The organism is Corynebacterium sp. HMSC071F07, from assembly GCF_001810285.1.
In the GTDB taxonomy this organism is placed as follows: Bacteria; Actinomycetota; Actinomycetes; order Mycobacteriales; family Mycobacteriaceae; genus Corynebacterium; species Corynebacterium simulans.
Map to the genome: position 1 here is coordinate 42,194 of NZ_KV800714.1, position 25,348 is coordinate 67,541.

24 protein-coding genes and 1 pseudogene are annotated in these 25,348 nt (G+C 63.3%); 14 read left to right on the plus strand and 11 right to left on the minus strand.

The window, feature by feature from the left end:
• Together groEL and HMPREF2724_RS08685 are read left to right on the plus strand one after the other, a co-directional pair.
• Positions 1-1,245: pseudogene (groEL, locus tag HMPREF2724_RS08680) on the plus strand (chaperonin GroEL); the annotation flags it as partial.
• A gap of 66 nt (positions 1,246-1,311) precedes the next feature.
• The gene (locus HMPREF2724_RS08685) at positions 1,312-3,660 is read left to right on the plus strand and encodes an ATP-binding cassette domain-containing protein (protein ID WP_070588236.1); all 2,349 of its coding nucleotides are present in this window, start codon (positions 1,312-1,314) and stop codon (positions 3,658-3,660) included.
• Here HMPREF2724_RS08685 and HMPREF2724_RS08690 read toward each other — a convergent pair.
• On the minus strand, positions 3,657-3,947 hold the full coding sequence (locus HMPREF2724_RS08690; protein WP_061920616.1) for a WhiB family transcriptional regulator: 291 nt from the start codon (positions 3,945-3,947) through the stop codon (positions 3,657-3,659). The genes HMPREF2724_RS08685 and HMPREF2724_RS08690 overlap by 4 nt on opposite strands.
• 303 nt (positions 3,948-4,250) lie before the next feature.
• On the opposite strand from HMPREF2724_RS08690, the gene HMPREF2724_RS08695 reads away from it, so the two are divergent.
• A complete protein-coding gene (locus HMPREF2724_RS08695) occupies positions 4,251-4,814 on the plus strand; it encodes a sigma-70 family RNA polymerase sigma factor (protein WP_070432350.1) in 564 nt (187 codons plus the stop codon).
• Between the two features lie 62 nt (positions 4,815-4,876).
• Positions 4,877-5,680 (plus strand): hypothetical protein, encoded by an 804-nt coding sequence (locus HMPREF2724_RS08700; RefSeq protein WP_210385628.1) that lies wholly within the window; start codon positions 4,877-4,879, stop codon positions 5,678-5,680.
• 52 nt (positions 5,681-5,732) lie between these two features.
• Here HMPREF2724_RS08700 and HMPREF2724_RS08705 read toward each other — a convergent pair whose 3' ends face one another.
• Entirely contained in the window at positions 5,733-6,104 is a 372-nt protein-coding gene (locus HMPREF2724_RS08705; RefSeq protein ID WP_070432349.1) for a DUF5319 domain-containing protein, read from the minus strand.
• Between the two features lie 162 nt (positions 6,105-6,266).
• Between HMPREF2724_RS08705 and guaB the strand changes: the two genes are divergently transcribed.
• On the plus strand, positions 6,267-7,787 hold the full coding sequence (gene guaB, locus HMPREF2724_RS08710; protein ID WP_062042188.1) for an IMP dehydrogenase: 1,521 nt from the start codon (positions 6,267-6,269) through the stop codon (positions 7,785-7,787).
• Positions 7,788-7,811: 24 nt separating this feature from the next.
• Positions 7,812-8,948: a GuaB3 family IMP dehydrogenase-related protein gene (locus HMPREF2724_RS08715; RefSeq protein WP_070432348.1), complete on the plus strand. Its 1,137-nt coding sequence runs from the start codon at positions 7,812-7,814 to the stop codon at positions 8,946-8,948.
• Here HMPREF2724_RS08715 and HMPREF2724_RS13510 read toward each other — a convergent pair.
• Positions 8,945-9,310 (minus strand): hypothetical protein, encoded by a 366-nt coding sequence (locus tag HMPREF2724_RS13510; RefSeq protein WP_062042182.1) that lies wholly within the window; start codon positions 9,308-9,310, stop codon positions 8,945-8,947. The two genes, HMPREF2724_RS08715 and HMPREF2724_RS13510, sit on opposite strands and share 4 nt — an antisense overlap.
• Before the next feature lie 262 nt (positions 9,311-9,572).
• Between HMPREF2724_RS13510 and guaA the strand changes: the two genes are divergently transcribed.
• Complete coding sequence (gene guaA / locus HMPREF2724_RS08725; protein WP_070588237.1) at positions 9,573-11,147, plus strand: glutamine-hydrolyzing GMP synthase; 1,575 nt, start codon at positions 9,573-9,575, stop codon at positions 11,145-11,147.
• Positions 11,148-11,199: 52 nt separating this feature from the next.
• Here guaA and HMPREF2724_RS08730 read toward each other — a convergent pair whose 3' ends face one another.
• Positions 11,200-12,537 (minus strand): DUF2252 domain-containing protein, encoded by a 1,338-nt coding sequence (locus HMPREF2724_RS08730; protein WP_070432347.1) that lies wholly within the window; start codon positions 12,535-12,537, stop codon positions 11,200-11,202.
• Positions 12,538-13,345: 808 nt separating this feature from the next.
• Here HMPREF2724_RS08730 and HMPREF2724_RS08735 point away from each other — a divergent pair.
• Complete coding sequence (locus HMPREF2724_RS08735; protein ID WP_168164881.1) at positions 13,346-13,969, plus strand: hypothetical protein; 624 nt, start codon at positions 13,346-13,348, stop codon at positions 13,967-13,969.
• A gap of 2 nt (positions 13,970-13,971) precedes the next feature.
• Here HMPREF2724_RS08735 and HMPREF2724_RS13000 read toward each other — a convergent pair whose 3' ends face one another.
• The 4 genes from HMPREF2724_RS13000 to HMPREF2724_RS08755 all read right to left on the minus strand — a co-directional run bounded on the left by HMPREF2724_RS13000 (position 13,972) and on the right by HMPREF2724_RS08755 (position 17,398).
• Positions 13,972-14,175 (minus strand): hypothetical protein, encoded by a 204-nt coding sequence (locus HMPREF2724_RS13000; protein WP_061920637.1) that lies wholly within the window; start codon positions 14,173-14,175, stop codon positions 13,972-13,974.
• A gap of 63 nt (positions 14,176-14,238) precedes the next feature.
• Positions 14,239-15,510, minus strand: coding sequence for an ABC transporter permease (locus HMPREF2724_RS08745; protein ID WP_061920638.1), 1,272 nt, complete (start codon positions 15,508-15,510; stop codon positions 14,239-14,241).
• Positions 15,507-16,178: an ABC transporter ATP-binding protein gene (locus HMPREF2724_RS08750; protein WP_061920640.1), complete on the minus strand. Its 672-nt coding sequence runs from the start codon at positions 16,176-16,178 to the stop codon at positions 15,507-15,509. The genes HMPREF2724_RS08745 and HMPREF2724_RS08750 overlap by 4 nt, the downstream gene beginning before the upstream one ends.
• Entirely contained in the window at positions 16,175-17,398 is a 1,224-nt protein-coding gene (locus tag HMPREF2724_RS08755; protein WP_246818239.1) for an efflux RND transporter periplasmic adaptor subunit, read from the minus strand. The genes HMPREF2724_RS08750 and HMPREF2724_RS08755 overlap by 4 nt, the downstream gene beginning before the upstream one ends.
• Between HMPREF2724_RS08755 and HMPREF2724_RS13255 the strand changes: the two genes are divergently transcribed.
• The gene (locus HMPREF2724_RS13255) at positions 17,390-17,809 is read left to right on the plus strand and encodes a hypothetical protein (RefSeq protein WP_246817772.1); all 420 of its coding nucleotides are present in this window, start codon (positions 17,390-17,392) and stop codon (positions 17,807-17,809) included. The genes HMPREF2724_RS08755 and HMPREF2724_RS13255 overlap by 9 nt on opposite strands.
• Here HMPREF2724_RS13255 and HMPREF2724_RS08760 read toward each other — a convergent pair.
• Entirely contained in the window at positions 17,800-18,816 is a 1,017-nt protein-coding gene (locus HMPREF2724_RS08760) for a PspC domain-containing protein (RefSeq protein ID WP_061920643.1), read from the minus strand. The two genes, HMPREF2724_RS13255 and HMPREF2724_RS08760, sit on opposite strands and share 10 nt — an antisense overlap.
• A 112-nt stretch (positions 18,817-18,928) precedes the next feature.
• On the opposite strand from HMPREF2724_RS08760, the gene HMPREF2724_RS08765 reads away from it, so the two are divergent.
• From HMPREF2724_RS08765 to HMPREF2724_RS08775, 3 genes are read left to right on the plus strand one after another with little or no spacing between them, the layout of a single operon-like run.
• Positions 18,929-20,077 carry an ATP-binding protein gene (locus HMPREF2724_RS08765; protein WP_062035807.1) on the plus strand — a complete coding sequence of 383 codons (1,149 nt, stop codon included), beginning with the start codon at positions 18,929-18,931 and terminating at the stop codon, positions 20,075-20,077.
• Between the two features lie 2 nt (positions 20,078-20,079).
• On the plus strand, positions 20,080-20,733 hold the full coding sequence (locus HMPREF2724_RS08770) for a response regulator transcription factor (RefSeq protein ID WP_062042154.1): 654 nt from the start codon (positions 20,080-20,082) through the stop codon (positions 20,731-20,733).
• A gap of 35 nt (positions 20,734-20,768) precedes the next feature.
• A complete protein-coding gene (locus HMPREF2724_RS08775; RefSeq protein WP_141744831.1) occupies positions 20,769-21,911 on the plus strand; it encodes a hypothetical protein in 1,143 nt (380 codons plus the stop codon).
• Here HMPREF2724_RS08775 and HMPREF2724_RS08780 read toward each other — a convergent pair.
• Entirely contained in the window at positions 21,908-22,321 is a 414-nt protein-coding gene (locus tag HMPREF2724_RS08780; protein WP_070432682.1) for a hypothetical protein, read from the minus strand. The two genes, HMPREF2724_RS08775 and HMPREF2724_RS08780, sit on opposite strands and share 4 nt — an antisense overlap.
• Positions 22,322-22,379: 58 nt before the next feature.
• Between HMPREF2724_RS08780 and HMPREF2724_RS08785 the strand changes: the two genes are divergently transcribed.
• Positions 22,380-23,063 (plus strand): hypothetical protein, encoded by a 684-nt coding sequence (locus tag HMPREF2724_RS08785; protein WP_246817677.1) that lies wholly within the window; start codon positions 22,380-22,382, stop codon positions 23,061-23,063.
• Entirely contained in the window at positions 23,060-24,628 is a 1,569-nt protein-coding gene (locus HMPREF2724_RS08790; protein ID WP_070588240.1) for a DNA polymerase Y family protein, read from the plus strand. Before HMPREF2724_RS08785 ends, HMPREF2724_RS08790 begins: the two co-directional genes overlap by 4 nt.
• Here HMPREF2724_RS08790 and HMPREF2724_RS08795 read toward each other — a convergent pair.
• Positions 24,625-25,245 (minus strand): AMIN-like domain-containing (lipo)protein, encoded by a 621-nt coding sequence (locus HMPREF2724_RS08795; protein WP_070588241.1) that lies wholly within the window; start codon positions 25,243-25,245, stop codon positions 24,625-24,627. The genes HMPREF2724_RS08790 and HMPREF2724_RS08795 overlap by 4 nt on opposite strands.
• Positions 25,246-25,348 lie beyond the last annotated feature (103 nt).

Below are 25,348 nucleotides of genomic sequence, written 5' to 3' on the forward strand. Positions count from 1 at the left end.
AAAGACCGTCGAAGAGCTGATGAAGCGCGCAACGCCGGTGAACTCGGCGTCGGAAATCGCGCAGGTGGCAACCGTTTCCTCCCGTGACCCAGAGGTCGGCGAGATGGTCGCTGGCGCCATGGACAAGGTGGGCAAGGACGGTGTCGTAACCGTCGAGGAATCCCAATCCATCGAGTCCTCCGTGGACGTTACCGAGGGCATTTCCTTCGACAAGGGCTACCTTTCTCCGTATTTCGCTACGGAAGAAGAGACCTACAACGCAGTGCTTGACGACGCAGCCATCCTCCTCGTCCGCAACAAGATCTCCTCCCTGCCGGACTTCCTGCCGCTGCTGGAGAAGATTGCTGAGTCGTCGCGTCCTACCTTGATCATCGCGGAAGATGTGGAAGGCGAGCCGCTGCAGGCGCTCGTTGTTAACTCCATCCGCAAGGTGCTCAAGGTTGCCGCCGTGAAGGCCCCGTACTTCGGCGAGCGCCGCAAGGGCTTCATGGATGACCTGGCCGTTGTCACCGGCGCCACCGTTGTGGACCCGGAGGTAGGCATCAACTTGAACGAGGTTGGCCTCGAGGTACTGGGCTCTGCCCGCCGCGTGACGGTTTCCAAGGAAGACACCGTCATCGTTGACGGCGCTGGCGAAGCTAGCGCTGTGGAGGAGCGTCGCGAGCAGCTGCGCCGCGAAATCGAGCGCACCGATTCCACCTGGGATCGCGAGAAGCTCGAGGAGCGTCTGGCGAAGCTGTCCGGCGGCGTTGCCGTCATCCGCGTCGGCGCTGCTACCGAGACTGAGGTTAACGAGCGCAAGCTGCGCGTCGAGGACGCCATCAACGCTGCCCGCGCGGCCGTCGACGAGGGCGTCATCGCAGGCGGCGGTTCCGCACTCGTGCAGATCTCCAAGGAACTGGAAAGGTTTGCCGAGGAGTTCGAGGGCGAGGCTAAGACCGGCGTGCTCTCCGTATCCCGCGCGCTGACCCGCCCGGCTTACTGGATCGCGCAGAACGCTGGCCTGGACGGCTCCGTCATCGTTGACCACGTTTCCGCACTCGAGAATGGCCACGGTTTCAATGCCGCCACCCTGGAGTACGGCAACCTGCTGGAGCAGGGCATCATCGACCCTGTTAAGGTCACCCACTCCGCAGTGGTTAACGCCACCTCCGTTGCTCGCATGGTTCTGACCACCGAGGCATCCGTAGTGGAAAGCCGGCTGAGGAAGAAGCTCCCGCTGCTTCCCACGGCCATCACCACTAATTTTTAGCCGCGAATCACCCCGGGTCTCCCACGTGGAGGCCCGGGGTTTCGTCTTAGGATGGCTAGGTGCACAATCAAGAATTCATCCGCGTTGTCGGCGCGCGCGATAATGATCTCAAAGAGATAAGCGTCGATATCCCTAAGCGGAAACTCACCGTGTTCACCGGTGTCTCTGGTTCTGGCAAGTCCTCTCTCGTATTCGGAACCATCGCTGCAGAATCTCAGCGGCTTATCAACGAGACCTACCCGGGTTTCGTGCAGGGCTTTATGCAATCCCAGGCCCATCCCGACGTCGACGAGCTCAGTGGCCTTACCGCCGCCATTGTGGTGGGGCAGGAGCGGATGGCAGCCAACTCGCGTTCCACTTTCGGTACCGCAACGGATATCACCGGCGCTCTGCGCGTGCTTTTCTCGCGCATTGCCTCTCCGCGCGTGGGCGGCCCGGCGGCGTATTCCTTCAACGTTCCTTCCGCCAGCGGGCAGGGCACTATCGAGGTCAATGGCGTGAAAGAGGTTCGCCGTTTTGAGCGGACCGGTGGAATGTGCCCGACCTGCGAGGGCATGGGCCGCGCCTCGCAAATCGACCTGAAAGAAGTCGTGGACGAGTCCTTGAGCCTAAACGACGGCGCCATCTTGTACCCCGGCATGAAAGTCGGCTCCTGGCTGTGGAAGGCCTACGCAGAGTCAGGGTTGTACCCGGCAGATAAGCCGGTCGAGGATTTCACAGAGGAGCAAAAACACGCGCTGTATTACCTGAGCGACGTCAAGACCAAAATCAACGGCATCAACATGAGCTACCAAGGTCTTGTTGTGCGCTTGCAGGCCTCCGTGCTGTCGAAGGACAAAGATAGCCTCCAAAAACATATGAAGGCCTTCGTGGAACGCGCAGTGGTCTTCGCGGACTGTCCCGACTGCGGCGGCACACGTCTGGCGCAGCATGCCCGCGAATCTTTTATTGCAGGCAAGTCCATCGCCGATGTCTCCGACATGGAGCTTACTGAGCTCGACGAGTGGCTTTCTGCCATCGACGCCCCGTCCGCCGCGCCGCTGCTGGCCTCGATTAGGCGCTCGGTGGCTAATGCGGTGGAAATCGGTTTGGGCTACCTTACCTTGAGTCGTGCCACGGGCACGCTCTCAGGCGGCGAGGCGCAGCGCACCCGAATGGTACGTCACTTGGGCTCCGCGCTTACCGACGCCACCTATGTCTTCGACGAGCCCACCGCCGGCCTGCACCCGCATGATATCGCACGGATGAATAAACTCTTGCTGCAGCTGCGCGATAAGGGAAACACCGTTCTCGTGGTGGAGCATAAACCGGAGACCATCGCTATTGCCGATTACGTCGTCGACTTAGGGCCCCGCGCTGGCAGCCAGGGTGGGGAAGTGGTCTTTACCGGTTCCGTCGATAAACTGCGCGAGGCGGATACCTTAACCGGCCGCCACCTGGCGGACCGCGCCCAGTTCAAGGAAGAAACTCGCACTCCTTCGGGCGCCATCGAAATCCATAACGCCCAGCGCAACAACCTACGCGGCATCGACGTAGACATCCCGCTCGGGGTGCTCAGCGCGATTACCGGCGTGGCCGGTTCCGGTAAGTCCTCGCTTTTGGCGTGCCTGCCAGAAGAAGTCCAAGAACGCATCTTCTTCGTCGACCAAACCCCGATCAAAGGCTCGCGTCGCTCCAACCCCGCGACGTATACCGGCGCGTTGGACTCCATCCGCAAGGCGTTTGCGAAGGCGAACAGTTTTGAAAGCGACGTCGTCAAGCCTGCCCTGTTTTCTGCGAACTCCGAAGGCGCGTGCCCAAATTGCAATGGTGCGGGAGTCATCTACGTGGAATTCGGATTCATGGACGGCGCTGACGTGCCGTGTGAGGTCTGTGAAGGCAGGCGCTTTTCCGAAGACGTGCTGCGTTACGAGCTAGGCGGCAAAAACATCGCCGACGTATTGGAAACGCCAGCTGCTGAGGCTGCGGCTTACTTCGCGGAAAATAAAGTTGCCGCTGCGAAGAAGGTCTGTGAGATCCTGGTCGCCGTGGGGCTGGGATATATCACCTTGGGCCAACCACTCAACACCCTTTCCGGCGGTGAGCGTCAGCGCCTGAAATTGGCCGTCCACATGGCGGATAAGAAGGCGCAGGCTGATGTTTTGGTGTTGGATGAGCCATCGACGGGCTTGCACTTGGCGGACGTCGATAAGCTGCTCGAATTGCTCGACCACCTGGTCGAGGAAGGCAACACCGTGGTGTGCGTGGAACACCACCTAGCTGTGGTCGCACACGCGGACCACATCATTGATTTAGGCCCCGGGGCAGGCTCCGCAGGTGGCGGGTTGGTTGCCGCATGCAGCCCCCGTGAACTCGCCGGCAACGCCTCCTCTGTGACTGGGCGCTACCTCGCTGAATATGTGGCCTAAACGGTGACCGTAGCGCGGGTGCGCAAAGCAGCCACGCGCTCGGATTCGCTCATGCCGCCCCACACGCCGTACGGTTCCGCGGAACTTAGCGCATGCTCGCGGCATAGCTCGAGGACCGGGCAGGACTGACAAATTGCCTTAGCGCGGTTCTCACGCTGGGCGCGAGCGCGGCCACGCTCGCCGTCTGGGTGATAAAACACGTCCGAATTCTCTCCTCGGCATGCACCCTGCAGCTGCCAATCCCAAAAGTCAGCGTTAGGGCCGGGAAGTGAATGGGGCTGAGACATGTTCAAAACTCCTTTAGTAAATACCCTGCGCGCATGAATTCGCGCAATGGAGGAATAAGACGATTTAGAAGTTTCGACGCACGTGGTAAACGAATGGTTACCGGATTGTTTACGCTATATGGATTCTTTACGCGGAGGGCATTTTTAGCGGGTCTGAACTGCACGAACAGCAAAGGTAAACGGTGTATGAACTTTTGGCGCGCCGGGAGTAAAAGGATATAAATCCACCCGAACGGGCTAGGGTGTAAGGGCTAAGGCGAAAACTAAAGCAGCAAACCCCAAGGAAAACCCCAAGGAAAAACAGTGAGCGATACCGATAAAGAGCTAGCGGACCTCGTGCCGCTAGCTGCTGACGGCAACCGTCGCGCACTCCAGAAGATCATGCGGATTATCCACCCGCAGGTGCTGCGCTACTGCCGCGCACGCATCGGCGGCGGGCGCCAACCCACGCCAGAAGACGTCACTCAGGAAATCTGCCTCGCTGTTGCCACATCCATCGACTCCTATGAGGATAAGGGCCGCCCATTCATGGCCTACGTCTATGGCATTGCCTTCAACAAGGTCACCGATGCGCACCGCGCCATGGGTCGAGACCACTCCAACCCCGCCGAGGAAGTCCCGGAAAGCGCGGCCAAAGACGCAAATCCAGAGGAATCTGCGCTGGTCACGGATGGTAGTAACAGAGTGCGGGAGTTGCTCGATACATTAAGTGACAAAGCTCGAGACATAGTCATCTTGCGCGTGTTCGTGGGCCTTACAGCCGAGGAGACTGCGGAAATCGTGGAATCTACACCGGGTGCGGTACGCGTGGCGCAGCATCGAGCATTGGCACAACTGCGCAAGGCTATCGGCGCCTCTGGTCAATAGCGCAAGCGCGTATCTTCTCAAATCTCATATGTCCATATCTCATTCAAGGAAGGGGGGCCATCATGGCGAAGAAGGATGAGCCACAGCTCAATATCTCTGAGCAACTGCAGCCTTTGGTCGACGATGACGCATTCCTGACTAGCCTTTCTCAGGGCCAGGACCCTTCTGCTGGGGAAGACGAGTTGGCGGGCTTGCTTCTCGAGCTGCGTGACGACGTCGAAAAGCAAATGCCGCCAGCTCCGGTTATCGAAGGCGCCGACGAGGAAGCTGAGGTTATCTCTCTGGCCGCGGCCTCCAAGAGGCGTCGTTCGCGGCCTTTCGTCAACGGCCTAATTGGTGCAGCGGCGGCGACCTTGGTCATTGCCGGTACTGGTACTGCCGTCTACAACGCAGGCCCTGGTTCTCCGCTCTACGACGTGCACAAGTCCATGTTTGGCAGCTCGGATGCTTCCTCCGTGGAGCTTGCAGGCACGCTCGAGGAAATGGACCGTCGTTCCGCAAATGGCGACATGGCCGGCACTCGCGAATTGCTTAATGAAGCGCGCCGTATCATCGACGAATCACGCAACTCGCAGCCGGAGCCTACCTCCGCGGAAAAGCCCTCGGCCACGCCGGCTACCAAGCCATTCCCCGCAGCGCGTTCTACGGTAACTGCGACGGAGACCCTGGAAAAGGAAGTCCCAGCATCTAGCCCAGAGCCAGCGCCGGTAACCGTAACGGAATACCAGACCATCACCTCTACGGTTGTGGCTCCGGATACGCCCTCGCAGGAAACTGGCGAGCAGACCGAACCAACTTCAGTCGCCACGGACACCGCTGAGGGCCAAGGCCCTGATGGTTACCTCGGCGAAAACCAGCAGCAGTAAACCAGCAGTATTAAAAAATTCCCTGCCTCACAGCGAGGTAGGGAATTTCTTTTTAACGGGCGTCTAGGCCGTCCATGTAGCCGAGCGCATAATCCCACGGAACATAGCGCGTGGGGTCCGGCTGCGCGCCTGGCTCATGTACCGGGGCGAGTTCGCCGTCCAAAGTGGCGCGCATGTTTGCAGCCATGATGTCCCACTCGTAGAAGTGGTTTTCTTCGCAATCCTCGCACAGAAAGAAGATGCCGTCGATTCCGCGCGGGCCCAGCACGCGTGCGAATTCCTGCACCAAGGCGAGGTCGTGGATGATAGCCAAGCGTTCTTCCTCGGACAAAGGTATGACCTGCTCGTCTTCCTCCAGGAAGGAAGCGGGATCGTTGGGATCGTCTGCGAATGGGTCGCGTGGCATATTGGCGAAGAAGTTCACCTTTGCGAGCCTATAAACTTCTACCCCCTTTAGGCAATTCCTCATAGGGGCTTGCATACCTTTCTTACGGGGCGGCCCGGCTACCATTCGGGGTGCTTTAAGCACTACAGTTGTGGTTACCGCGAAACCATCTTGGCCTTATTTAAGGAGTGTCCTTAACCCATGAGCGATAATCACATTCTCACCGGCGGCGATGACCCAAACAAGGTAGCCCTGTACGGCTTGACTTTTGATGACGTTCTGCTGCTGCCGGCAGAATCCAACATCGTTCCGTCCGAGGTGGATACCTCGGCGCAGTTCACCCGCAACATTCGTCTCGGCGTTCCGCTGGCTTCTGCCGCCATGGATACCGTTACCGAGGCGCGCATGGCAATCGCCATGGCACGCCAGGGCGGTATCGGCGTCCTGCACCGCAACCTGTCCACTGAGGATCAGGCAACCCAGGTGGAAATCGTCAAGCGCTCTGAGTCAGGCATGGTGACGGACCCTGTTACCGCTAGCCCGGATATGACCATCCAGGAAGTCGACGAGCTGTGCGCACGCTTCCGCATTTCTGGCCTGCCGGTCGTCGATGACAAAGGCACCTTGCTGGGCATTTGCACCAACCGCGATATGCGTTTCGAGCCGGACTTCGGCCGCAAAGTCTCCGAGATCATGACCCCTATGCCGCTGGTTGTGGCCAAGGAGGGCGTGGCCAAGGAGGAGGCGCTGGCGCTGCTTTCTTCCAACAAGGTTGAGAAGCTTCCTATCGTCGATGATGACAACAAGCTGGTTGGCCTGATCACGGTCAAGGACTTCGTAAAGACCGAGCAGTTCCCGAACTCCTCCAAGGATTCCTCCGGACGACTGCTGGTGGCAGCGGGTATCGGCACGGGTGAGGAATCCTATGCTCGTGCAGGCGCGCTTGTCGACGCCGGCGTTGACGTCCTCGTCGTCGACTCCGCTCACGCGCACAACAACCGCGTGCTGGAGATGGTTTCCCGTGTACAGAAGGACTTCGGCTCCAAGGTCGACGTCGTAGGCGGCAACCTCGCTACCCGCGAGGCGGCGAAGGCCATGATTGAGGCCGGCGCGGACGCTATCAAGGTCGGCATCGGCCCAGGCTCCATCTGCACCACCCGCGTCGTCGCGGGCGTTGGCGCTCCGCAGATTACGGCCATCATGGAAGCTGCGGCAGTGGCTGGTCCAGCTGGCGTGCCGGTCATTGGCGATGGCGGCATGCAGTACTCCGGCGACGTCGCCAAGGCATTGGCTGCCGGTGCAGATACCGTCATGCTGGGCTCCATGTTTGCAGGCACCACCGAGGCGCCTGGCGATATCGTCGTGGTCCAGGGCAAGCAATACAAGCGCTACCGCGGCATGGGCTCCATGGGCGCTATGCAGGGCCGCGGCCTTACCGGCGAGAAGCGCTCCTACTCCAAGGACCGCTACTTCCAGGCCGACGTTAAGAGCGAGGACAAGCTGGTTCCGGAGGGCGTCGAGGGTCGCGTTCCTTTCCGCGGTGACATCGATGCCATTGTGCACCAGCTCATCGGCGGCTTGCGCGCTTCCATGGGCTACACCGGTTCGGCCACCATCGAGGAGCTGAAGACCAAGCGCTTCGTCCAGATCACCGCGGCGGGCCTGAAGGAATCTCACCCGCACCACCTGCAGCAGATCATCGAAGCTCCGAACTACCGCTAAACGAATCTTTCGAGGAAAGAGAACATGCGCGATTACGTTGAAATCGGTATCGGCCGTGAGGCACGCCGTACTTACGATCTTGATCAGATCTCCTTGGTCCCTACCCGCCGTACCCGTTCTTCTAAAGACGTCGACACCACTTGGAACATCGACGCCTATACCTTCGATACCCCGCTGGTTTCCCACCCAACCGACGCGTTGGCTACGCCCGAGTTCGTCATCGAGATGGGCAAGCAGGGCGGCTTGGGCGTCATCAACGCGGAGGGCCTGTGGGGCCGTCACGCGGACCTAGAGGCAGCCTTGGCGAAGGTCACCGAGAATCCTTTTGACCTTTCCACGCTGCAGGAGCTGCATGCAGCGCCGCTGAATGAGGAGCTGTTGTCAGAGCGCATCGCACAGGTGCGTGACTCCGGCGTGACCGTGGCGGTGCGTGTTTCGCCGCAGCGCGCGCGGGAATTGGCACCGGTGGTCATCAAGGCGGGTGCTGAGATCCTGTTCATCCAGGGCACGTTGATTTCCGCGGAGCACGTGCAGCAGGGCGGGGAGCCGCTGAACTTGAAGGAGTTCATCGGTTCCATCGATACGCCAGTTATCGCTGGCGGCGTGGCTGATTACACCACCGCATTGCACCTGATGCGTGCTGGCGCTGCCGGCATCATCGTGGGCTCTGGTGTTAATACCAACGCCGAGACCGTGGGCATCGATGTGCCGATGGCAACCACCATTGCCGACGTCGCTGCCGCTCGCCGCGACTACCTCGACGAGACCGGCGGCCGCTACGTGCACGTGCTTGCCGACGGCGACATCTACACCTCCGCTGACATCGCCAAGGCGATTGCCTGCGGCGCTGATTCTGTGGTCTTGGGCCCGGTTTTGGCCCGCGCTGCAGAGGCAGGCGGAAAGGGCTACTACTGGCCGTCGACGGCTGGCCACCCGCGTTTCCCACGCGGCGTCATCGAGGCTGCGGACATGGACCTCATCGCGGCAGGATACGCGCCGTTATCGGAGCCGGAGCAGGTTTCGCTCGAGGTCATCTTGCACGGCCCGTCTAATGAGCCACACGGCCAGCTGAATCTGGTCGGTGGGCTCAAGCGTGCGATGGCTAAGTGCGGCTACACGGATCTGAAGTCTTTCCAGAAGGTTGGCCTGGCAGTACGCTAACCGACCTTTGCCCGACTGCGGCGGTGTGCCTTCCTTGGCACCCGTCGCAGTTTCGGTTTTGTGCCGCGCGCAAGCACCATCGTCTGTAGTACCGAGGCCATGATAATCAGCGCGATGGCCGCGTAGAAGAAGCCGTTCATCATGCCCAGCGAGAGTCCGAGCGCGGCTGCGGCGAGCCACTGCTCGCGGTCCCAGGTGCCGCCGTCGTCGAAAAGCTGCACTGCGAGCGCCGCACCGAGCTGCAACGCCTCGGAACCGTAACCGCAGTGGCGGAAGCTTTGCGGTACACGTACTCCGCTATCTCGCAGCAACTCGCGCACTGCGAACGTGACGTCGGGCGGCGTATCCGGCTTACCGAGCAAGGTGAGATTTTGGCAGAATATGCAGGTCGAATGCTTGCGCTTTCCGACGAAGCGGAGTCCCGCGTCCTCGCCTCGACCTCACTCGTGCGCGGAACTATCCGAGTGACGAGTTTTCAGACGGCAACGTCCGCGCCGCTTTAACCACGGCAACGCAGCACGCGCTCGCCCGCGCGCCAGAGCTCGAAGTGTAGCGGCCACCGCTTCCCACAACGAACTGGGGTACCCGTATTTAAAGGCGGTTCAATGGGCTAGACTGTAGCGCGTGACTAACCCAACCACTACTCCGCGTCCAGTCCTCGTTGTGGACTTTGGCGCTCAGTACGCGCAGCTCATCGCACGTCGCGTCCGTGAGGCCAACATCTACTCCGAGGTTGTTCCCAACTCTGCCACCGTGGAAGAAATCAAGGCCAAGAATCCGGTCGCTCTGATTCTCTCCGGCGGCCCGTCTTCTGTTTATGCGGACGGCGCTCCTTCTCTGAAGCCCGAGCTGCTTGAGCTGGGCATCCCGGTCTTCGGCATCTGCTACGGCTTCCAGGCTATGACCCAAGCGCTCGGCGGCAAGGTCGCCTCGACTGGCTCTCGTGAATACGGCCGCACCGACGTCAACGTTTCCGGCGGCGTCCTGCACCAGGGCCTCGAGGCCACACACAAGGTGTGGATGTCCCACGGCGACTCTGTCTCCGAGGCTCCGGAAGGCTTCGAGGTTACTGCCTCCTCGGCGGGTGCGCCGGTGGCGGCTTTTGAGTGCCTTGAAAAGCGCATGGCAGGCGTGCAGTACCACCCAGAGGTACTGCACTCGCCGCACGGCCAGGAAGTGCTTACCCGCTTCCTCACCGAGGTCGCAGGCCTCGAGCAGAACTGGACCGCAGACAACATTGCGGAGCAGCTCATCGCTGATATCCAGAAGCAGGTTGGTCCGGAAGGCCGCACCATCTGCGGCCTGTCCGGCGGAGTGGACTCCGCTGTGGCTGCCGCGTTGGTGCAGCGCGCTATCGGTGACCGTCTGACCTGTGTCTTCGTCGACCATGGCCTGCTGCGCGCGGGTGAGCGTGAGCAGGTGGAGAAGGACTTCGTGGCGTCGACAGGCGCAAAGCTCGTCACCGCAGACGAACGCGAGGCGTTCCTTGCCAAGCTCGCCGGCGTTACCGAGCCGGAGGCCAAGCGTAAGGCAATCGGTGCGGAGTTTATCCGTTCCTTCGAGCGTGCTGTTGCAGGCGTGCTTAACGACGCCCCCGCAGGTTCCTCCGTTGACTTCCTCGTCCAGGGCACGCTGTACCCGGACGTCGTGGAGTCCGGCGGCGGTGACGGTACGGCGAACATCAAGTCCCACCACAACGTGGGCGGCCTGCCTGACGACGTCGAGTTTGAGCTCGTCGAGCCGCTGCGTCTGCTGTTCAAGGACGAGGTGCGTGCCGTGGGCCGCGAGCTGGGCTTGCCCGAGGAAATCGTGGCGCGCCAGCCGTTCCCGGGCCCGGGCCTGGGCATCCGCATCATCGGCGAGGTTACTGAAGAGCGTTTGGAGACCTTGCGCGAGGCAGACCTCATCGCACGTACCGAGTTGACCAATGCTGGCCTAGACGGTGAGATCTGGCAGTGCCCGGTGGTACTGCTTGCCGACGTCCGCTCCGTCGGCGTTCAAGGCGACGGCCGCACCTACGGCCACCCAATCGTGCTGCGTCCGGTGTCTTCTGAGGATGCCATGACCGCAGACTGGACCCGCCTGCCTTATGACGTGTTGGAGAAGATCTCCACCCGTATCACCAACGAGGTCAAGGACGTCAACCGCGTGGTCTTGGATTGCACCTCCAAGCCGCCAGGAACCATCGAGTGGGAATAATCCCGCCCGCCCCGCAGCGCCTCGCCGATCTCGGCGGGGCGCTGTGCGCGTTTTAGAGGAATTCGGCGCGAAACGCCTGCCAGTCGGCCTCGTTCTGGTCGGCATAGGCCCGCGCAAACCGGGCGGCGGAGCGCTCGAAGGCGGTACCTTTACCCAGATAACCCGCGATGGCTAGTCGGTCACCGGTCCGGGCGTGGGCGCGGGCGAGCGTGACGGCGGAGAGCACGGCGACCGCGTTGAGTTCCTCGGCGCTGAGGTCATCGAGATCGATGGAACCCTTGCCATTCCAAAGTTGGCGCACGTAAAAGTGGTGGTCGCCCACCTGCGTCCAGCCGAGCAGGATATCCGCCGTCGCCTGGATGGCGTGCTGGCCCTCGATGACGCGCTGACCATGATGAGCGTACTCGCTTGCCGGGAGATAGGGCGCGAGTGCTGACGGCCGCGCCTCCTTGATTTGCAGCACAAGCGGGTCGTGCTCGCCGTTGCCCTCGAACACCACCATCCACGCACGCAAGCCCACGCTGCCCACGCCCACGACCTTCATCGCTGCATCCTGGTAGCGGTACTGACGCAGCAAGCTGGCTCGCTCTGGTGCGAGCGTGGCGAGATAGGAGCTCAGCGCTTCGCGCACGACGGCATCGGCAAGCTCGCGCTCGGGGCCTTCCACGAGATCACGCAGCGGCACGAGCACCGGCGGATCCGAGATAATGCGGCGTTGCCCGTCGACGACCTCTGTGAGCTTGCCCACCGCACGCTGGCTGTCCTTGGCACGGGCCTTCGCGATGAGCTTGCGCACGCTCTTGACGGACTTCTTGCCCAGTCGTCCACCGAATTCATCGAGTGTCGCCTCCATCTCGAAGCGTGTGTACCACACGTCGAGGTTGCCCATGTCCGCGAAACGAGACATTGCCCGGTGGTAGGCGGCAACGGTGGACTCGACAAGCTCCTCCGGATCAAAGCCTCGCTCGCGCGCGCAAATTTCCACGCTGGTCACCAGTCGCGCAACGTCCCACTCCCAGGGGCCGGGCAACGTCTCATCGAAATCGTTGAGGTCGAAGACCGTGCGCCGATCCGGCGCAGAGAAGAGCCCGAAGTTCGAGATATGCGCGTCTCCGCAGGCCTGGACCGTGATGCCCGAGGTAGCCAACGACGCGAGGTCCGCCGCCATAATCGCCGCTCCGCCGCGGTAGAACGCGAACGCCGACTCCCCCATCCGCGCGTAGCGCAGCGGCAGCAGCTCCGCGACGCGCGCCGGAGCCTGCGCGTGGATGATACCCAAAGGGTCGCGGTCCTCGGCAGGCTGCCACGAGCCGAGGGTACGGCGCGGGGTGTGCTTGCGGGCTGCTTTGCCGGCAGCGCGGCGTTCGGCAGGAGTATGTTGTGGCTTCACGTCGAATCAGCCTAGTCGCGAACGATCGCCTCGTAGAGTTCGCGCGCGGGCGCCGCGGCGTGCGGGCCGGGGGCATCGGCAAGCGGGACGGACACGCGGTTTGGGCGGAGCCTGGACACATGGGTGCTAAACGCCAGCAGCGGGGAGTGGGCGAGGAGCTCGGTGCGCAGTTCATCGCGAAGTGCGCGGTGCCCATCCCGGCAGCCGCAAGCCCGAGCATTTGCGTGAGAATCTCGCCGCCGCCGACATCGTGCTCACCGCTAACGAGGTCGCTGACATCGATGCGGCCCTCGACGCCACCGCCATGTCCGACGTTTTCGGCGGCACGAAAAACTAAAACGGCATGTCGAATGACCCGCCTTTCGGGGCGGGTTGTCGTTTGTGGGGGGTAGTCCACGGTGCAGAGGTATCGCTTGCCGTAGGGCGTGACGTACCAGTAATTGCCCTCGGCATCGTGGGTATACGAATCCCCGTCGGCCTTGCGTCCGTTATGGAACCGGCACAGCGGCACAAGGTTCGCGACGTTCGTGTCGCCGCCCTTGTTCCGCGGGATGAAATGGTCACGCTCGCACAACAGAGCCGGGGTCACACATCCCGGGTGAATACACTGCGGATGCAGCGCGAACGCCATGAGTGTTTGCTTCTCGTTGAAGATCGGCGTCGACTTAAAGCAATCCACCGGCTCACCCCAATCAGTCACCAACGTAACGTAGCCGACCTCCGCCAACTTCTCCTGCACAAGCAAACGAGCCGGGCGCACCGTGCCATCCGTGGCACGAATGAGCTTGCCCTCGGCGAGGTACTCCTCATGCTCGTCGAGACGAATAACTACGTGCGCAGCACGGGCTGGGGCCTGAATTTGTTCTCCGTCGGCGACGAACTGTTTGAACCCGTCGAGCAGGTCGTCGCCGGGCAGCGCGCTGAGCATGTCCATCAGCCACGGGTCTTGGGTGTTAATCACCAAACGGTGCCAGCCGTCTTTGCCATAGGTATGGCGGGCGGACTCCACGCGGGTTTTCGGCTTGGCAAGACTCGCGCCGACCTCATCGAGCTTGGTCTCCGCGGTTCCACACAAGGTGATGCGGGCGGCGTTAGGGTCGTCGCAGCGCGCGGCGAGCACCTCGATGCGGGCGAGCACGCGCAGGCTGTGGCCGGCAGCGCGGGCGGCTTTGCGGGCCTCGGCGATGCCTTTGGGCTTAGTGCGCCAATAGACGGCGGCCAAGGGGTGGATGAACGTGGCGTCGGCGAGCGTCAGGCCGCGGTCGCGGAGTTCAGCCACGGTGAGGCCGGCGGCTTCCTTGAGAGAATCGACGCCGAGAGCAAGGGCATCGAAGATGGAGACGGTCATGCCACGGAGGTTAAGGAGGCGTCGGAAAGCCTGCAACCGATTGTCCAATGTATTTGTCGAACAGGGGTATTCGAACAGGGGTAGACCTAGAGTTGGGCGATGGAGGCGCAGAGCGCGTCGACGTCCTCGTCGCGCGTGGACCAGGACGTGCAGAAACGCACCGCGCGTAGGCCGTCGTGTTCCTCGAAGAACTGGCAGACGTACTTGCTCGAGAGCCCGGCCTCCTGGGCCGGGGTGTTGACCTGCGTGCCGCCCACCATGAAGTACACGGCTGCGGCGGGCGCGAGCACGGAGAGGACGGCGGGATGGGCGGTTTCGTTGTAGTCGTTGCCGAAATGAATTATGCAGCCAGGCTACTCGTAGCGCAGCGCCTCAATCGGGTCGAGTTTTGCCGCTTTGCCGGCGGGGTAGTAGCCGAAGAAGAGCCCGATGGCGAGCGCGAAGAGCAGCGAGACCACAATCGCGCCGAGCGGCGGGAACACGAAGTAGCCCATGAGCGACGAGCCGATCATGCCCGCCACAGAGCCGAGCACCACGCCGATGAGCCCGCCGATGAGACACACGATGATGGCCTCCGTCACGAACTGCAGGCGGATGTCACCCCGCCGCGCGCCGAGCGCCTTGCGCACGCCAATCTCGCGCGTGCGCTCCGTGACGGTAATCAGCATGATGTTCATAACGCCGATGCCGCCGACGAGCAGCGAGATCCCGCCGATTGCCGCAATTGCCGCGGACAACGCCGTGAGCAGCTGGTTGAGGCTCGCGAGGTCCTTGCTGAAGTCGGTGACCTCGACGCGGTATTCCTCGTTGTCGGCGTACATCGAGTCGAAGGCCGCTTGGAGCCGCGCGCCGAGCGCGGCCTTGTCCGTGCCGGGCGCCGCGCGCAGGGACACGGAGGAAAAGGCCTCGCCGGCTAAAGGGGCATCGGAAAGCTGGGCAGCGAGAGTATAGGGCACGAGCGCGTATTCGGCCTCGCCGCCACCGATGAGCGCGCCGGTGTCGGGGGTGTCGTAGACGCCGATGACGGTGAGCTCCAGATCCGTGCCGTCGAGCGGGGCAAAATTCAGTGTCTGGCCCACCGGGTCGGCGTCGCCGAAGAGCTCGGTGGCGGTCGTGGCGGAGAGCATGGTCACGGCACGGTCGGCCGCGATGTCGTCGTCCGTGAGCGCGCGGCCGGTGCGGACGGTGAACTGCGAGGCCGTCACGTAGTCCGGGTTGGTTGGTTTCACCATCACCGCTGAGCTTTCCGATGCCCCCTCCAACTCCAGGTCGCCCGGATACGTGTCGGATTCGCCGATGATGACGCTCTCGACGTCGGGCGCGAGTGCCGTGCGAACCTGCTCGAGCTGTTCGGGGGTGAGGAGGGAATCGGGGTCGTCGACGGAGGATTCGACGTGGTAGTCGGTCTCGCCTTCGTCGGTGCGTTCCTTGACCTGGACCTGGAAGTTATTGGCGCCGACCTTGTCGAGGTCAGAGGTGAACTGGCCCTTGAGCGCGGAGCCGAGGGTGAGGATCGCGATGACGGCGGCAATGCCGATGATGACGCCCAGCAGCGTGAGTAGCGAGCGCATCTTATTGGTGCGCAGCGAGGTGAGCGCCATGCGCAAAGATTCGGTGAGATTCATTTCAGCACCCCGTCCGTCATGGTTACGGTGCGCGAGCACTCGGCGGCAAGCTCCGGGTTGTGGGTAATAAACACGATGGAGGTGCCGCGCTCGCGGTTGAGCTCGTGGAAGAGGTCCATGACGAGGCGGCCGGTCTGGGAGTCAAGGGCACCGGTGGGCTCGTCGGCGAGGATGACCTCCGGGTTGTTGGCGAGCGCGCGGGCGATGGCGACGCGTTGCTTCTGGCCGCCGGAGAGCTCGTTGGGCAGGTGGCTGGCGCGCTCGGACATGCCTACGAGGTCGAGGAGCTCGGCGGCGCGGCGGGCGCGTTCGCGGCGGGGCACGCCGGCGTAGACCATGGGCATCTCCACGTTGGCGAGTGCGGTGATGCGGCCGATGAGGTTGAAGTTCTGGAAGACGAAGCCAAGCTTGTCGGCGCGCAGGCGGGCGAGCGCGTCATCGTCGTAGGTGGAGACGTCCTCACCGCCGAGGAAGTACTCGCCTGCGGTGGGGCGGTCGAGCAGCCCAATGATGTTCATGAGCGTGGATTTGCCGGAGCCGGACTGGCCAATGACGGCGACGAACTCGCCGGGCTCCATCTGAAAGTCGCAGCCGGGCAGGACGGTGATTTCGGCATCGGTGCCTTCGTTAAAGCGCTTGACGATGCCTCGCATGTCGATGAGGCTCATTTCTCTCCGCTCGCTGCGTCGGGCAGGGATGCCTGTTGGCCTACGTCGCCTTCGTGGGCCGCGCCCTGGGTGAGTACGCGGTCGCCGCGGTGGAGGCCAGAGGTGACGGCGGCTTCGAAATCGGTGCGGGTGCCCAATTTCACGTCGCGGCGCTCGATGGTGCCGGAGTCGGAAACGACGAGCACGGCTTTGTCGCCATCGATGAGCGCGCTGAGCGGAACCGTCAGTGCGTCTTTGTCCTCGTGCGTGACGACCTTGACCTTTGCCGTGGAACCTAGACGCAGGCCCGCGCGGTTGCCGTCCACGCGGACTTCGATGGGGAACTCGGCTTTCCCCGAACCCGCGCCGGTGCCGCTCGCCGCCGGTGCGGAGGCCCCAGAGCCGGCGGCCTCGGCGGGCGCGGCGGGGGCGGCGGGGGCGGCGGAGACGGGCGAGATGAAGGACACGGTGCCCGTGTATTCCTTATGCGGCTGGCTGGGGGAGGTGAACGTGACGTGGTCGCCGACCTCGATATCCGCGATGTCGGCTTCCTTGACCGTTGCCTTGACGAGGAGGGACGAGTCATCCGCGATCGCGAGCAGTGGCCCCTCGGCGGGGCGGCCTTGCTGCGCGGTGACGGACGTGATCACTCCATTAAGCGGAGAAAATAGCTGAGAACCAGAGATGTCGAACTCGAGTTTCGCATTGGCTTCCTCGGCGGCGACGCGTGCGCCCGCGGCGGACTTGAGGGCGTGGTTGACGGCCTGGGACTGCGCGTCGATTTGCTGTTGGGCGCTGAGCTCGGCGGCGCGCTGGGCGAGCTGGGCATCGGAAAGCTGGGCGTAGGCAGCGTTGGCGGCGCGCTGTTTGGCACCGACCTCGCGGTCCACGGCCTCGAGCGCGCGGGCGTAGGACTCCTCGGCGCGGTCAACCTGGTTCTGGGCGTCGCTGACCGCGTCATCCGCCTCGGTCGAGGCGAGCAGCGACGTGGCCATGGTGGCGCTGTCTGCGGTGGCCTCGCCAGCAGCACCGAGCGAGGCGAGCGCGGCCTGGAGCGATGCGTTATTCGCGGTGCGCAGCCCAGCGCGGGCCGTGTCTACCGCGGCGGCGGCTTCGGCGACGGAAGGATCTGCGGCGGCGCGGGACTCGGCGACGGCCTGCTGCGCGTCGTCGAAGCTGTGCTGCGCGGTGTCCACGGAGGCGCGGGCGGCATTGACCTCGCCGTTGAGGCCTTGATCCAACGCGTCCTGGAGCTGGTTGAGCTGGAGCTGCGCGTCCTCGACCTGATTGAACGCGCCGACTTCTTCCGCGGCCTGAGCGGCACGCTGACTTTGGAGCTCGCGTTCGGTAGCAGAGGTGTCGAAGGAGGCGAGGCGCTGGTTGGCCGTGACGCGCTGGCCGACCTTCGCGTCGAGCGTGACGATGGGCCCGGTCTGCGTCGTGGCGAGCGAGACCTCGCGGGCGGGTGCGATCGAGCCCGTGGCGGGCACGGACTGCGTGATGTCCTTCGCCGCGACGGTCGTGACATCGGCGGCGGTGAGCACCACGCCGTCGGGGCCGAAGGTGAGGTAGTAGGCGCCGCCACCGCCCACGGTGAGGACGGCGAGGGCGGCGGTCGTGATAGCGATAGTCTTCTTTTTCATTATTCGTGAATAGTAGTAGTGCCAATTCCGTTATCAATAATTAATGTCAGCTTAGCGCCTGGATCTGTGCGTGGAACGCAGTTGCTCTCACCAATGCCGGCGTCGCATTCGATCGCGATGGGCAGGTTGTCCGGCAGGTAGACTTCCGTGGCACCAATTCCGTTGTCGACGGTCACGGTGCGCGGGGAGTCGAGCTCCAGCTCACGCAGGTCGAGCGTGAGCTTGCCGATGCCATTGTCGTAGAGGTCCTGCAGCTCCGCGCCATCGTGCGGGGTAAACCGTACGTCGCTGGAGGTCTCGTCCTCGCTGGTCATGGTCATGGTGAGCACGAAGCCGAGGCCGGCGATGACGGCGGCGGAAATCGCGATGGCCGCAATGACGCCTTCGCGGTGCTTCTTCTTTGGCTCAGGCTGCTTGTAGGGCGCTGGGTCGGGCAGATGCCAGGCCTCGGGCACCGTGCCCAGGGGATCCCAGGACGGTGGGGTCGTGCGCCCCGGCGGAAACGGGTAGCCTTCGACGGGGGTGAAGGCGGACATATCGGGGCCCGGGGTGGTATCGGGGATCGGCGACGCGAGGACGCCGGCGGGCGGGATGGGTTGGCGTTGGTGCAGTCCGTACCAGGCTACGGCGGCGAGGATGAAGATGACGACGGTGGAGAGGGTTTGCTTCTCGCCGAACAGCGGGCCGAAGCCGGCCGTGGCGGCGAAGAGAATGATGAGCCCGATGGCGAGGCTGGATTCGGACTTTGGGCCGTCGGCCTTGCCAAAGAGGTCCTGGACGGGTGCGGTGGCCTTGCCGTAGAGCGGCATGCACATCCATGCCAGGGCGTAGAGCGCGATGCCGCCGCCGAGGACGAGCGCGGTAACAACGAAAGCCACGCGGACGAGGACCGGGTCGATTTGGTAACGCACGCCGATGCCTTCGCAGACACCGGCAATCATGGCATTGCCGCCCTGGTTTCTCGGGATGCGGGGCGGGCGCGTGTCCCACATCTGGTTGAGAGTCGCGGTGTTCATACCTATATCGTGACGCACCGCGAGGTACGCCACCATCGGGGAACGCCCTGATTTTTGAACTTCAGGGTTTACCCCGATCCGCGCGGGGTGCAGCCGTGCGAAGATTAAGCGCATGAGTTCTCCCTATGCTTCGCGCGCGACTCAGCCCGCGTTCCCGACTTTGGCACGTCCCCAGGACGGCCGCGTCGTGGCGGGCGTGGGCGCGGGGGTCGCGGCGCACCTGGGCGTTGACGTGTTGTTCGTGCGTCTGGCCTTGACCGCGTTGTGCGCCTTGGGCGGCCTCGGCGCGTTCCTCTACGCCGGGGTATGGGTTGCGACCAAGCCTGCCGATGCCCCCGCGCCCGCCTCCCGCTTCGACTTCCGGGCTAACTGGTTGCTTGTCTTCATTGCCGTGGCGGCGGTCGTCAGCGCGCTGGCCAGCGGAGCCAACATGCTGCTGCCGCTGGTCATCGTCGGCGCGGGCGCGCTCGTGACGTGGCAAGCCTATGACCGCGGGCTCGAGAACGTATCGAGCAAGCTGAGTATTGCTGCGGGTAGTGTGCTCGTCTTGTCCGGCGTGGTCATTACCATCGCGCGGTGGGACGGCGGCGCGGACTTTATTCCGGCGTTGGCGGCGGTCGCGCTGACCGTTGTCGGCCTCGGCGCCCTCGTGGTGCCGCTCGTGCTCAAGCTGTGGCGCCAGGTGGCGGATGAGGGCGCGGAGAAGGCGGCATCGGAAGCCCAGGCGATCATGGCGGCGCGCCTACATGACTCGGTGCTGCAGACCTTGGCGCTCATTCAAAAACGCGCGGAGGATCCGGCGGAGGTCGCGCGGCTCGCGCGATCGCAGGAACGCGAGCTGCGTGCCTGGCTATTTGACGCCCCCTCGGCGGCGCCGGCGACGGTCTTTGGCGCGCTGGCCGCGGCGTGTGGCGAGGTCGAAGACCTGTTCCCGGTGCGGATTGCGCCGGTGACGGTGGGCGAAGATATCGAGCTTACCGAGCCCACGAAGCTAGCGGTGCAGGCGGCGCGGGAAGCGATGGTCAACGCCAGTAAGCACGCGGGCGTCGATACGGTGGACGTGTATGCGGAAAACTTAGCCGGCGAGCTGTCCATTTTTGTGCGCGACCGTGGCGCGGGCTTTGACCCGAACGCGGTGACCGGGGACCGGCACGGAATCCGGGACTCTATCCGCGGGCGCATGGAACGCGCCGGGGGCACCGCGCGGGTGAACTCGCGTCCGGGAGAGGGCACCGAGGTGGAGCTCACGGTAGCTTTGTAGCCATGGTTTCCGTTTTCCTCGTCGATGATCATTCTGTCTTCCGCGCCGGCGTGCGTGCGGAGTTGGCCGACGCAGGGGATATCGAGGTCGTGGGCGACGTGGGCACGGTCGCCGAGGCGGTCGCGGGGATTGAGTCGGCGCACCCGGACGTGGTGCTGCTTGACGTGCATATGCCGGACGGCGGCGGGTTGGCCGTGCTGCGTGGCGCCCCGGGCCCGGTGTACCTGGCGCTGAGTGTCTCGGACGCGGCGGAAGACGTCATCGCGCTCATCCGTGCCGGCGCTCGGGGCTACGTGACGAAGAATATTTCAGGCCCGGAGCTGGCCGCGGCCGTGCGCCGCGTGCATGAGGGCGACGCGTATTTCTCGCCGCGGTTGGCGGGTTTCGTGCTCGATGCGTTCGCATCGGGTGCGCCTGCCGAGTCGAAGCCCGGTGCGCCGGACGAATCCGTGGACCCGGCGGTCGACGCGCTAACACGGCGCGAGCTCGAGGTGCTGCAGCTGCTCGCGCGCGGTTACACGTATCGCGAAATCGGCGAGCGTCTCTTTATCTCGGTGAAGACGGTGGAGACGCACGCGTCGAATATCTTGCGCAAGACGCAGCAGTCGAATCGTCATCAGTTGACTCGCTGGGCGGCTAGCCATGATCTGGATTAAGTTTTTGCATGCGTCTATCTCTCCCTATTGCTTGCGTGACCCTATCCCTTAGCCTTGTTGCGTGCTCTGCTGCGGGTTCAAAAGATGAGCCGCTCTTTGATCCAAACGCTGCGTCTGACTCCAAGGAACCGGAGTTCAACATGGTTGATTTGTGGAGCGGCGAGGCCGATAAGGACACCGTGGAAGGTGCTGAAGGATGCGCGGATCCTTTCTTTGACCTAGGCGATACCTATGCTGGCTATTACCTGATGCAGCGCAAGGTGGGGCTGGATAGCCCGCGCGGGCATTCCCTCGGAATGGGAGATGATCTGGGGCTGGTGGATAACCAGTTCGACCCGTGCGCGCCGATGAGTTACGCAGTCGTGTCTATCGACGACCGTGTCGGCCGCTACAACAGCGAGGGCAAGTCCGAGCCTTCCCAGGATCAAGGCGAGGCGGTGCTCTTCTTCGCGGGTGAGGATTTGGCTAAAGACTCCGTTATTAAGATTGCCCCGCGCGTCGAGGACGTCGACATCGAGGGCACCGAGGCCACGGTGACCTACGCGGAGGGCCAGAAGGTCTCTTACTCCCTAGATGGTGACAAACTGGTCGTGGGCGATGGCCTGGAGAAGCTGCAATCTGATTATGACGGCTACGACGATGCCTACCTGGATTTCGAGCGCGCATTGCCAGGCAGCGATGGCGGGCGCCCGGTGGGGCTGGGCAACGTGAATGTGAAGCCGTGGGATGAAAACCGCGATGAGTTGGTGCGAGATCAAAGGCCTTTCCGCATTCCTGCCCGCGAGTCAGATTATGTATGCCGCTGGGAGAACTTTTCTCTGGTTTGCGCGGCAGAGGAGGGAACGCCTTTTCCTTCTGAGGCGGACTTTGACTTGACCTCGCCGTCGGATAAAGCCGAGCGGGCGGCCAGCATCCAGCTGACCATGCCTTTCGGTGTTTTCCCGAAGGATGTCGACGATAGTTTCTTCCACGCGGACGAAGCGCTCCAGGATGAGCAGGTTACGGCGGTTGGCACGATGCTTTTTGATACCCGCGGCGATGGCATCACGCTTTTCGACGGCCACGTCGGCATGCGCTTTACCCCCGACGGGCCAAAGAAGGTGCCGGTTGAGCATAGCCTAACCAGGAAATACTGGCCGGACCCGACGGAGCTCGATAGCTTTAACGAAGCTGGCTAGGCATAAGCTAGTTTGCGGGTGCCGTCGACGTGGGGGAATACGAAAAAGGCGGCGCCGGAAATCAGCAGCCAGGTCACGGCCACGCCCCAGACGGGAAGTGCGAAAAGAGGGGCGAGCATGACGGTGAGCCATAGCAGCGTCAGGGGGATGAGCTGGCTGATATTCGGCAGCATCGTCACGTTCTTTTTGTCCGCGTAGGCCCGCAGTTGCGTGCGGTAGGGGTGCAGAAAAACGAGGGTGAAGGCCGCAATGAGAAAAAGCAGGCCAACCCCGATGGCGATGCCGAAGTGGACATCGCTGACCAACACAGCCACGGCGGCGCCGATGAGGAGGGAAGCGCCCAATCGTACCCAGTGTGGGGTGGGGATTGGGGTCTCGAGGTGGCGGATATCGCTGGCATGGGCAGTCATGCCGGTTAACGCTATCACTGCAATTGCAAGAGCGTGGGGGAAGGGCCATAATGGAGGCATGAATCAAACAAGTGTTCGCATGGCGGAGGTGGCCGCGGGGCAGAGTCGCGCGGACCAGATTGCCGCTTTGCGGGCGCAGATGCACAAGCTGGAAGCGCCTCGAACCGCCCCGGCAGTGCAGCCAGATGAGGAAGTGGTGGAGGTGCCTTCTTCCCTGGCCAGGCTGCTTCCTGGTGGGGGTCTCGCGCGGCGCAGTGCGGTGTATTGCGGGGAGTGTCCTGCGCTTATCGTCGAGCTTGTTTGTCATATTAGCGCACAGGGCGGACACGTCGGCGTCGTTGGCTGGCCGGAACTGTCTCTCGCACAAGTGGCCGAGTCCGGGGATTTGCGCCGCGTGATTGTCGTCCCGGATCCCGGCGCTGAGCCGTGGGCGGTGACGGGAGTGTTGGCGGAAGGCCTCGATGTCGTTATTCACCGCGGGGTTGGGGAAGTCACGCCGTCGAAAGCGCGGCCCGTTCTGGCGAAGATCCGCGGCGGGCAGGCGGCCGTGGTGACGGTGGGCGTGCGCCTGCCGGGAACCACCACGGAAATCGAAGCGGAAGTCACCAGCTTCCGCGGGCTGGGGCGCGGAAGTGGGCGCATTAACGGCGTGGATATTGCAGTAAACGTGGAGTCCAAGGGCGTGCGAGCGCGGCGCGGCACGGTGACGTGCGGACAGCGGCGTCGGCTGGAGGCGGTATGAGGGTCGCGGCGCTGTGGTTTCCAGATTGGCCGGTCCAGGCGCTGCGGATGCAGGAGGCGGTGCGGGTAGGTGCAGCGCGGGGAGGCACAACGCGGGAGCGGGCTACAGCTATCGTGGCGCAGCACAAGGTCGTTGTATGCGATGGCCTCGCGCGCCGAGCCGGCGTGCGCCGCGGGATGCGCTTGCGCCAGGCGCAGGCGGTGCTGCCAGAGCTGCGCGTCGAGGAGCTTAACGCGGATCGTGATGGCGCTGCCTTCGCCGAGATTGCCACCGGCTTGGATGCGGTGGCTTCCTCCATCGAGGTGCTGCGTCCGGGCCTGGTCATCGTGGATGCTGCTGCGGCGGGGCGTTTCCACGGCGGTGAGGACACGGCGGTGCACATGCTTGTCGACGCCGCCTCCCGCGCCGGCCTCGACGCCACCGTCGGGGGAGCAGACGAAATCGCCACGGCGCTCATCGCTGCCCGCCACAATGGCCTGGGCGCGGTGGTGCCGGAGGGCGCTTCGCGGGAGTTTTTGGCGGGCCAGCCCTTAAGCGTGCTGGCCGCAGAGGTGTCTTTGGGCTGTGCGAAAGAAGTAGTAGAACAGCTGCGGCAGCTGGGGATTAGCAACCTTGGTGAGCTGGCGGCGTTGCCGGCTAGGCAAGTAATGACGCGCTTTGGGCAGGCAGGCAGGCGTTGTCATGACATAGCTAATGCCGTCCCGGATAGGCGGGTGGCGCCGGAGCTTGCGCGGCCGGATTTGGTGGTGGAGGTCAGCTATGAAGAACCCTTAGAGCGAGTGGACGCCGCGGCCTTTGCAGCGCGCCAGTTGGCGGCGCAGCTGCACAGCGTGCTCGCGGAGGCAGGGCAGACGTGCGTGCGTTTGCGGGTCGTCGCGGAGTTTCTAGGCGGCGCGGTGCTGGAGCGCGTGTGGCGTACCCAGGAGGCCCTGGATGAAAGCGCAACGGCCGATCGCGTCCGCTGGCAGCTGGATGGCTGGCTGAGCTCGGCGCGGGCGGGCGCGGAAGGCGGCGTCGTCAGGCTGGCGTTGGAACCGGTAGAAACCGCGGCGCCGGAGGGCGAGGGCCTGTGGGGGCAGACGAAGAGCAATGACAAAGCCAAGCGGGTCATCGCGCGCGTGCAATCGCAGCTGGGCGTGGATCGAGTACTGCAGCCGCGGGAGGCCGGCGGGCGTGGGGTGGCAGAGCGCATCGAGTACGTCCCCTACGGCGAGCAGCGCGACCCCGCTCCGCAGGGCAGCTGGCCAGGCCGAATTCCCTCGCCGCTGCCGGCAAGTTTGGCGCACCCTGCCTCGCGCATCCGGCTTCTCGACGATTCCTCCCGCGACGTCTACGTCACCGCCGAAGCGCTATTGAGCGCGGCGCCAGTGGCGTTGAGCTGGGGTAACAAGCGCTATCAGGTCATCGGCTGGGCTGGGCCATGGCCGGTGGATACTGCGTGGGGGGGAGAGGAAGCTCAAAGGCTCGCACGCTTGCAAGTGGTAGGCCAAGGCACGCAGAATCAGCGGGCCTGGCTGCTGGTCTGGGCGGCCGGGCGGTGGAGCGTGGAGGCGTCCTATTGCTAGGTGGCAGCGAGGAAATCGATGACCAGGCGGGTGGGGTCTTCCAGGACCTGCACGGAATATGGGGGGCGTTCCTTTAGGCCAACCACGAACTGGGAGCGGCCTTCGAATGTACCGGAGCTTTTGACCTCGGTGATAAAACCGCCTGCGCCGGGGGTGGAGCCGAGATTGGGATCGGCCATGTCTTTTTCGAAGGGATAAACGGTGCCGTCGATGTTGACGTTGAGAGCCGTGGCGCCTTCATAGTCGATGGCGTTGCCGGAACCCTGCTGCAGAGGCTTGTCTGTGTAGTCGATGAACCAGCCGGGGCTGCCTTCCCCAGTGAATTCGAAGACGACGCGTTCGAAGCCATCGTGATTGCCAACGCGAACATCGGTGACAACCAGCTGGGAAGGCACCGCGGGGCGTTCTGTCTTGCGGCTGAGATTGGTGACGCCAAGCGGGGTTACACCGGCTGGAGCAGAGGTCGTGGGGGCGCCTTCGACAGAGGACGTAGTAGATACCGCCTCTGTGAACGCGAGACTGGATTTATCCTCTGTGTCGCTAGCGCAACTTACCAAAGCTACAGATCCGAGAGTAAGGACAGCGAGAGCAGGCACGAGGGAGGACAATTTCGGCATGAAAACAGACTATTGCCTAGCCACCGACTCTGTATAGCCAAGGCAGGATTCTTAACCACATTGTTGTCATCATTTTCATTTTGATGGCAGGTAAGCTGTGGCA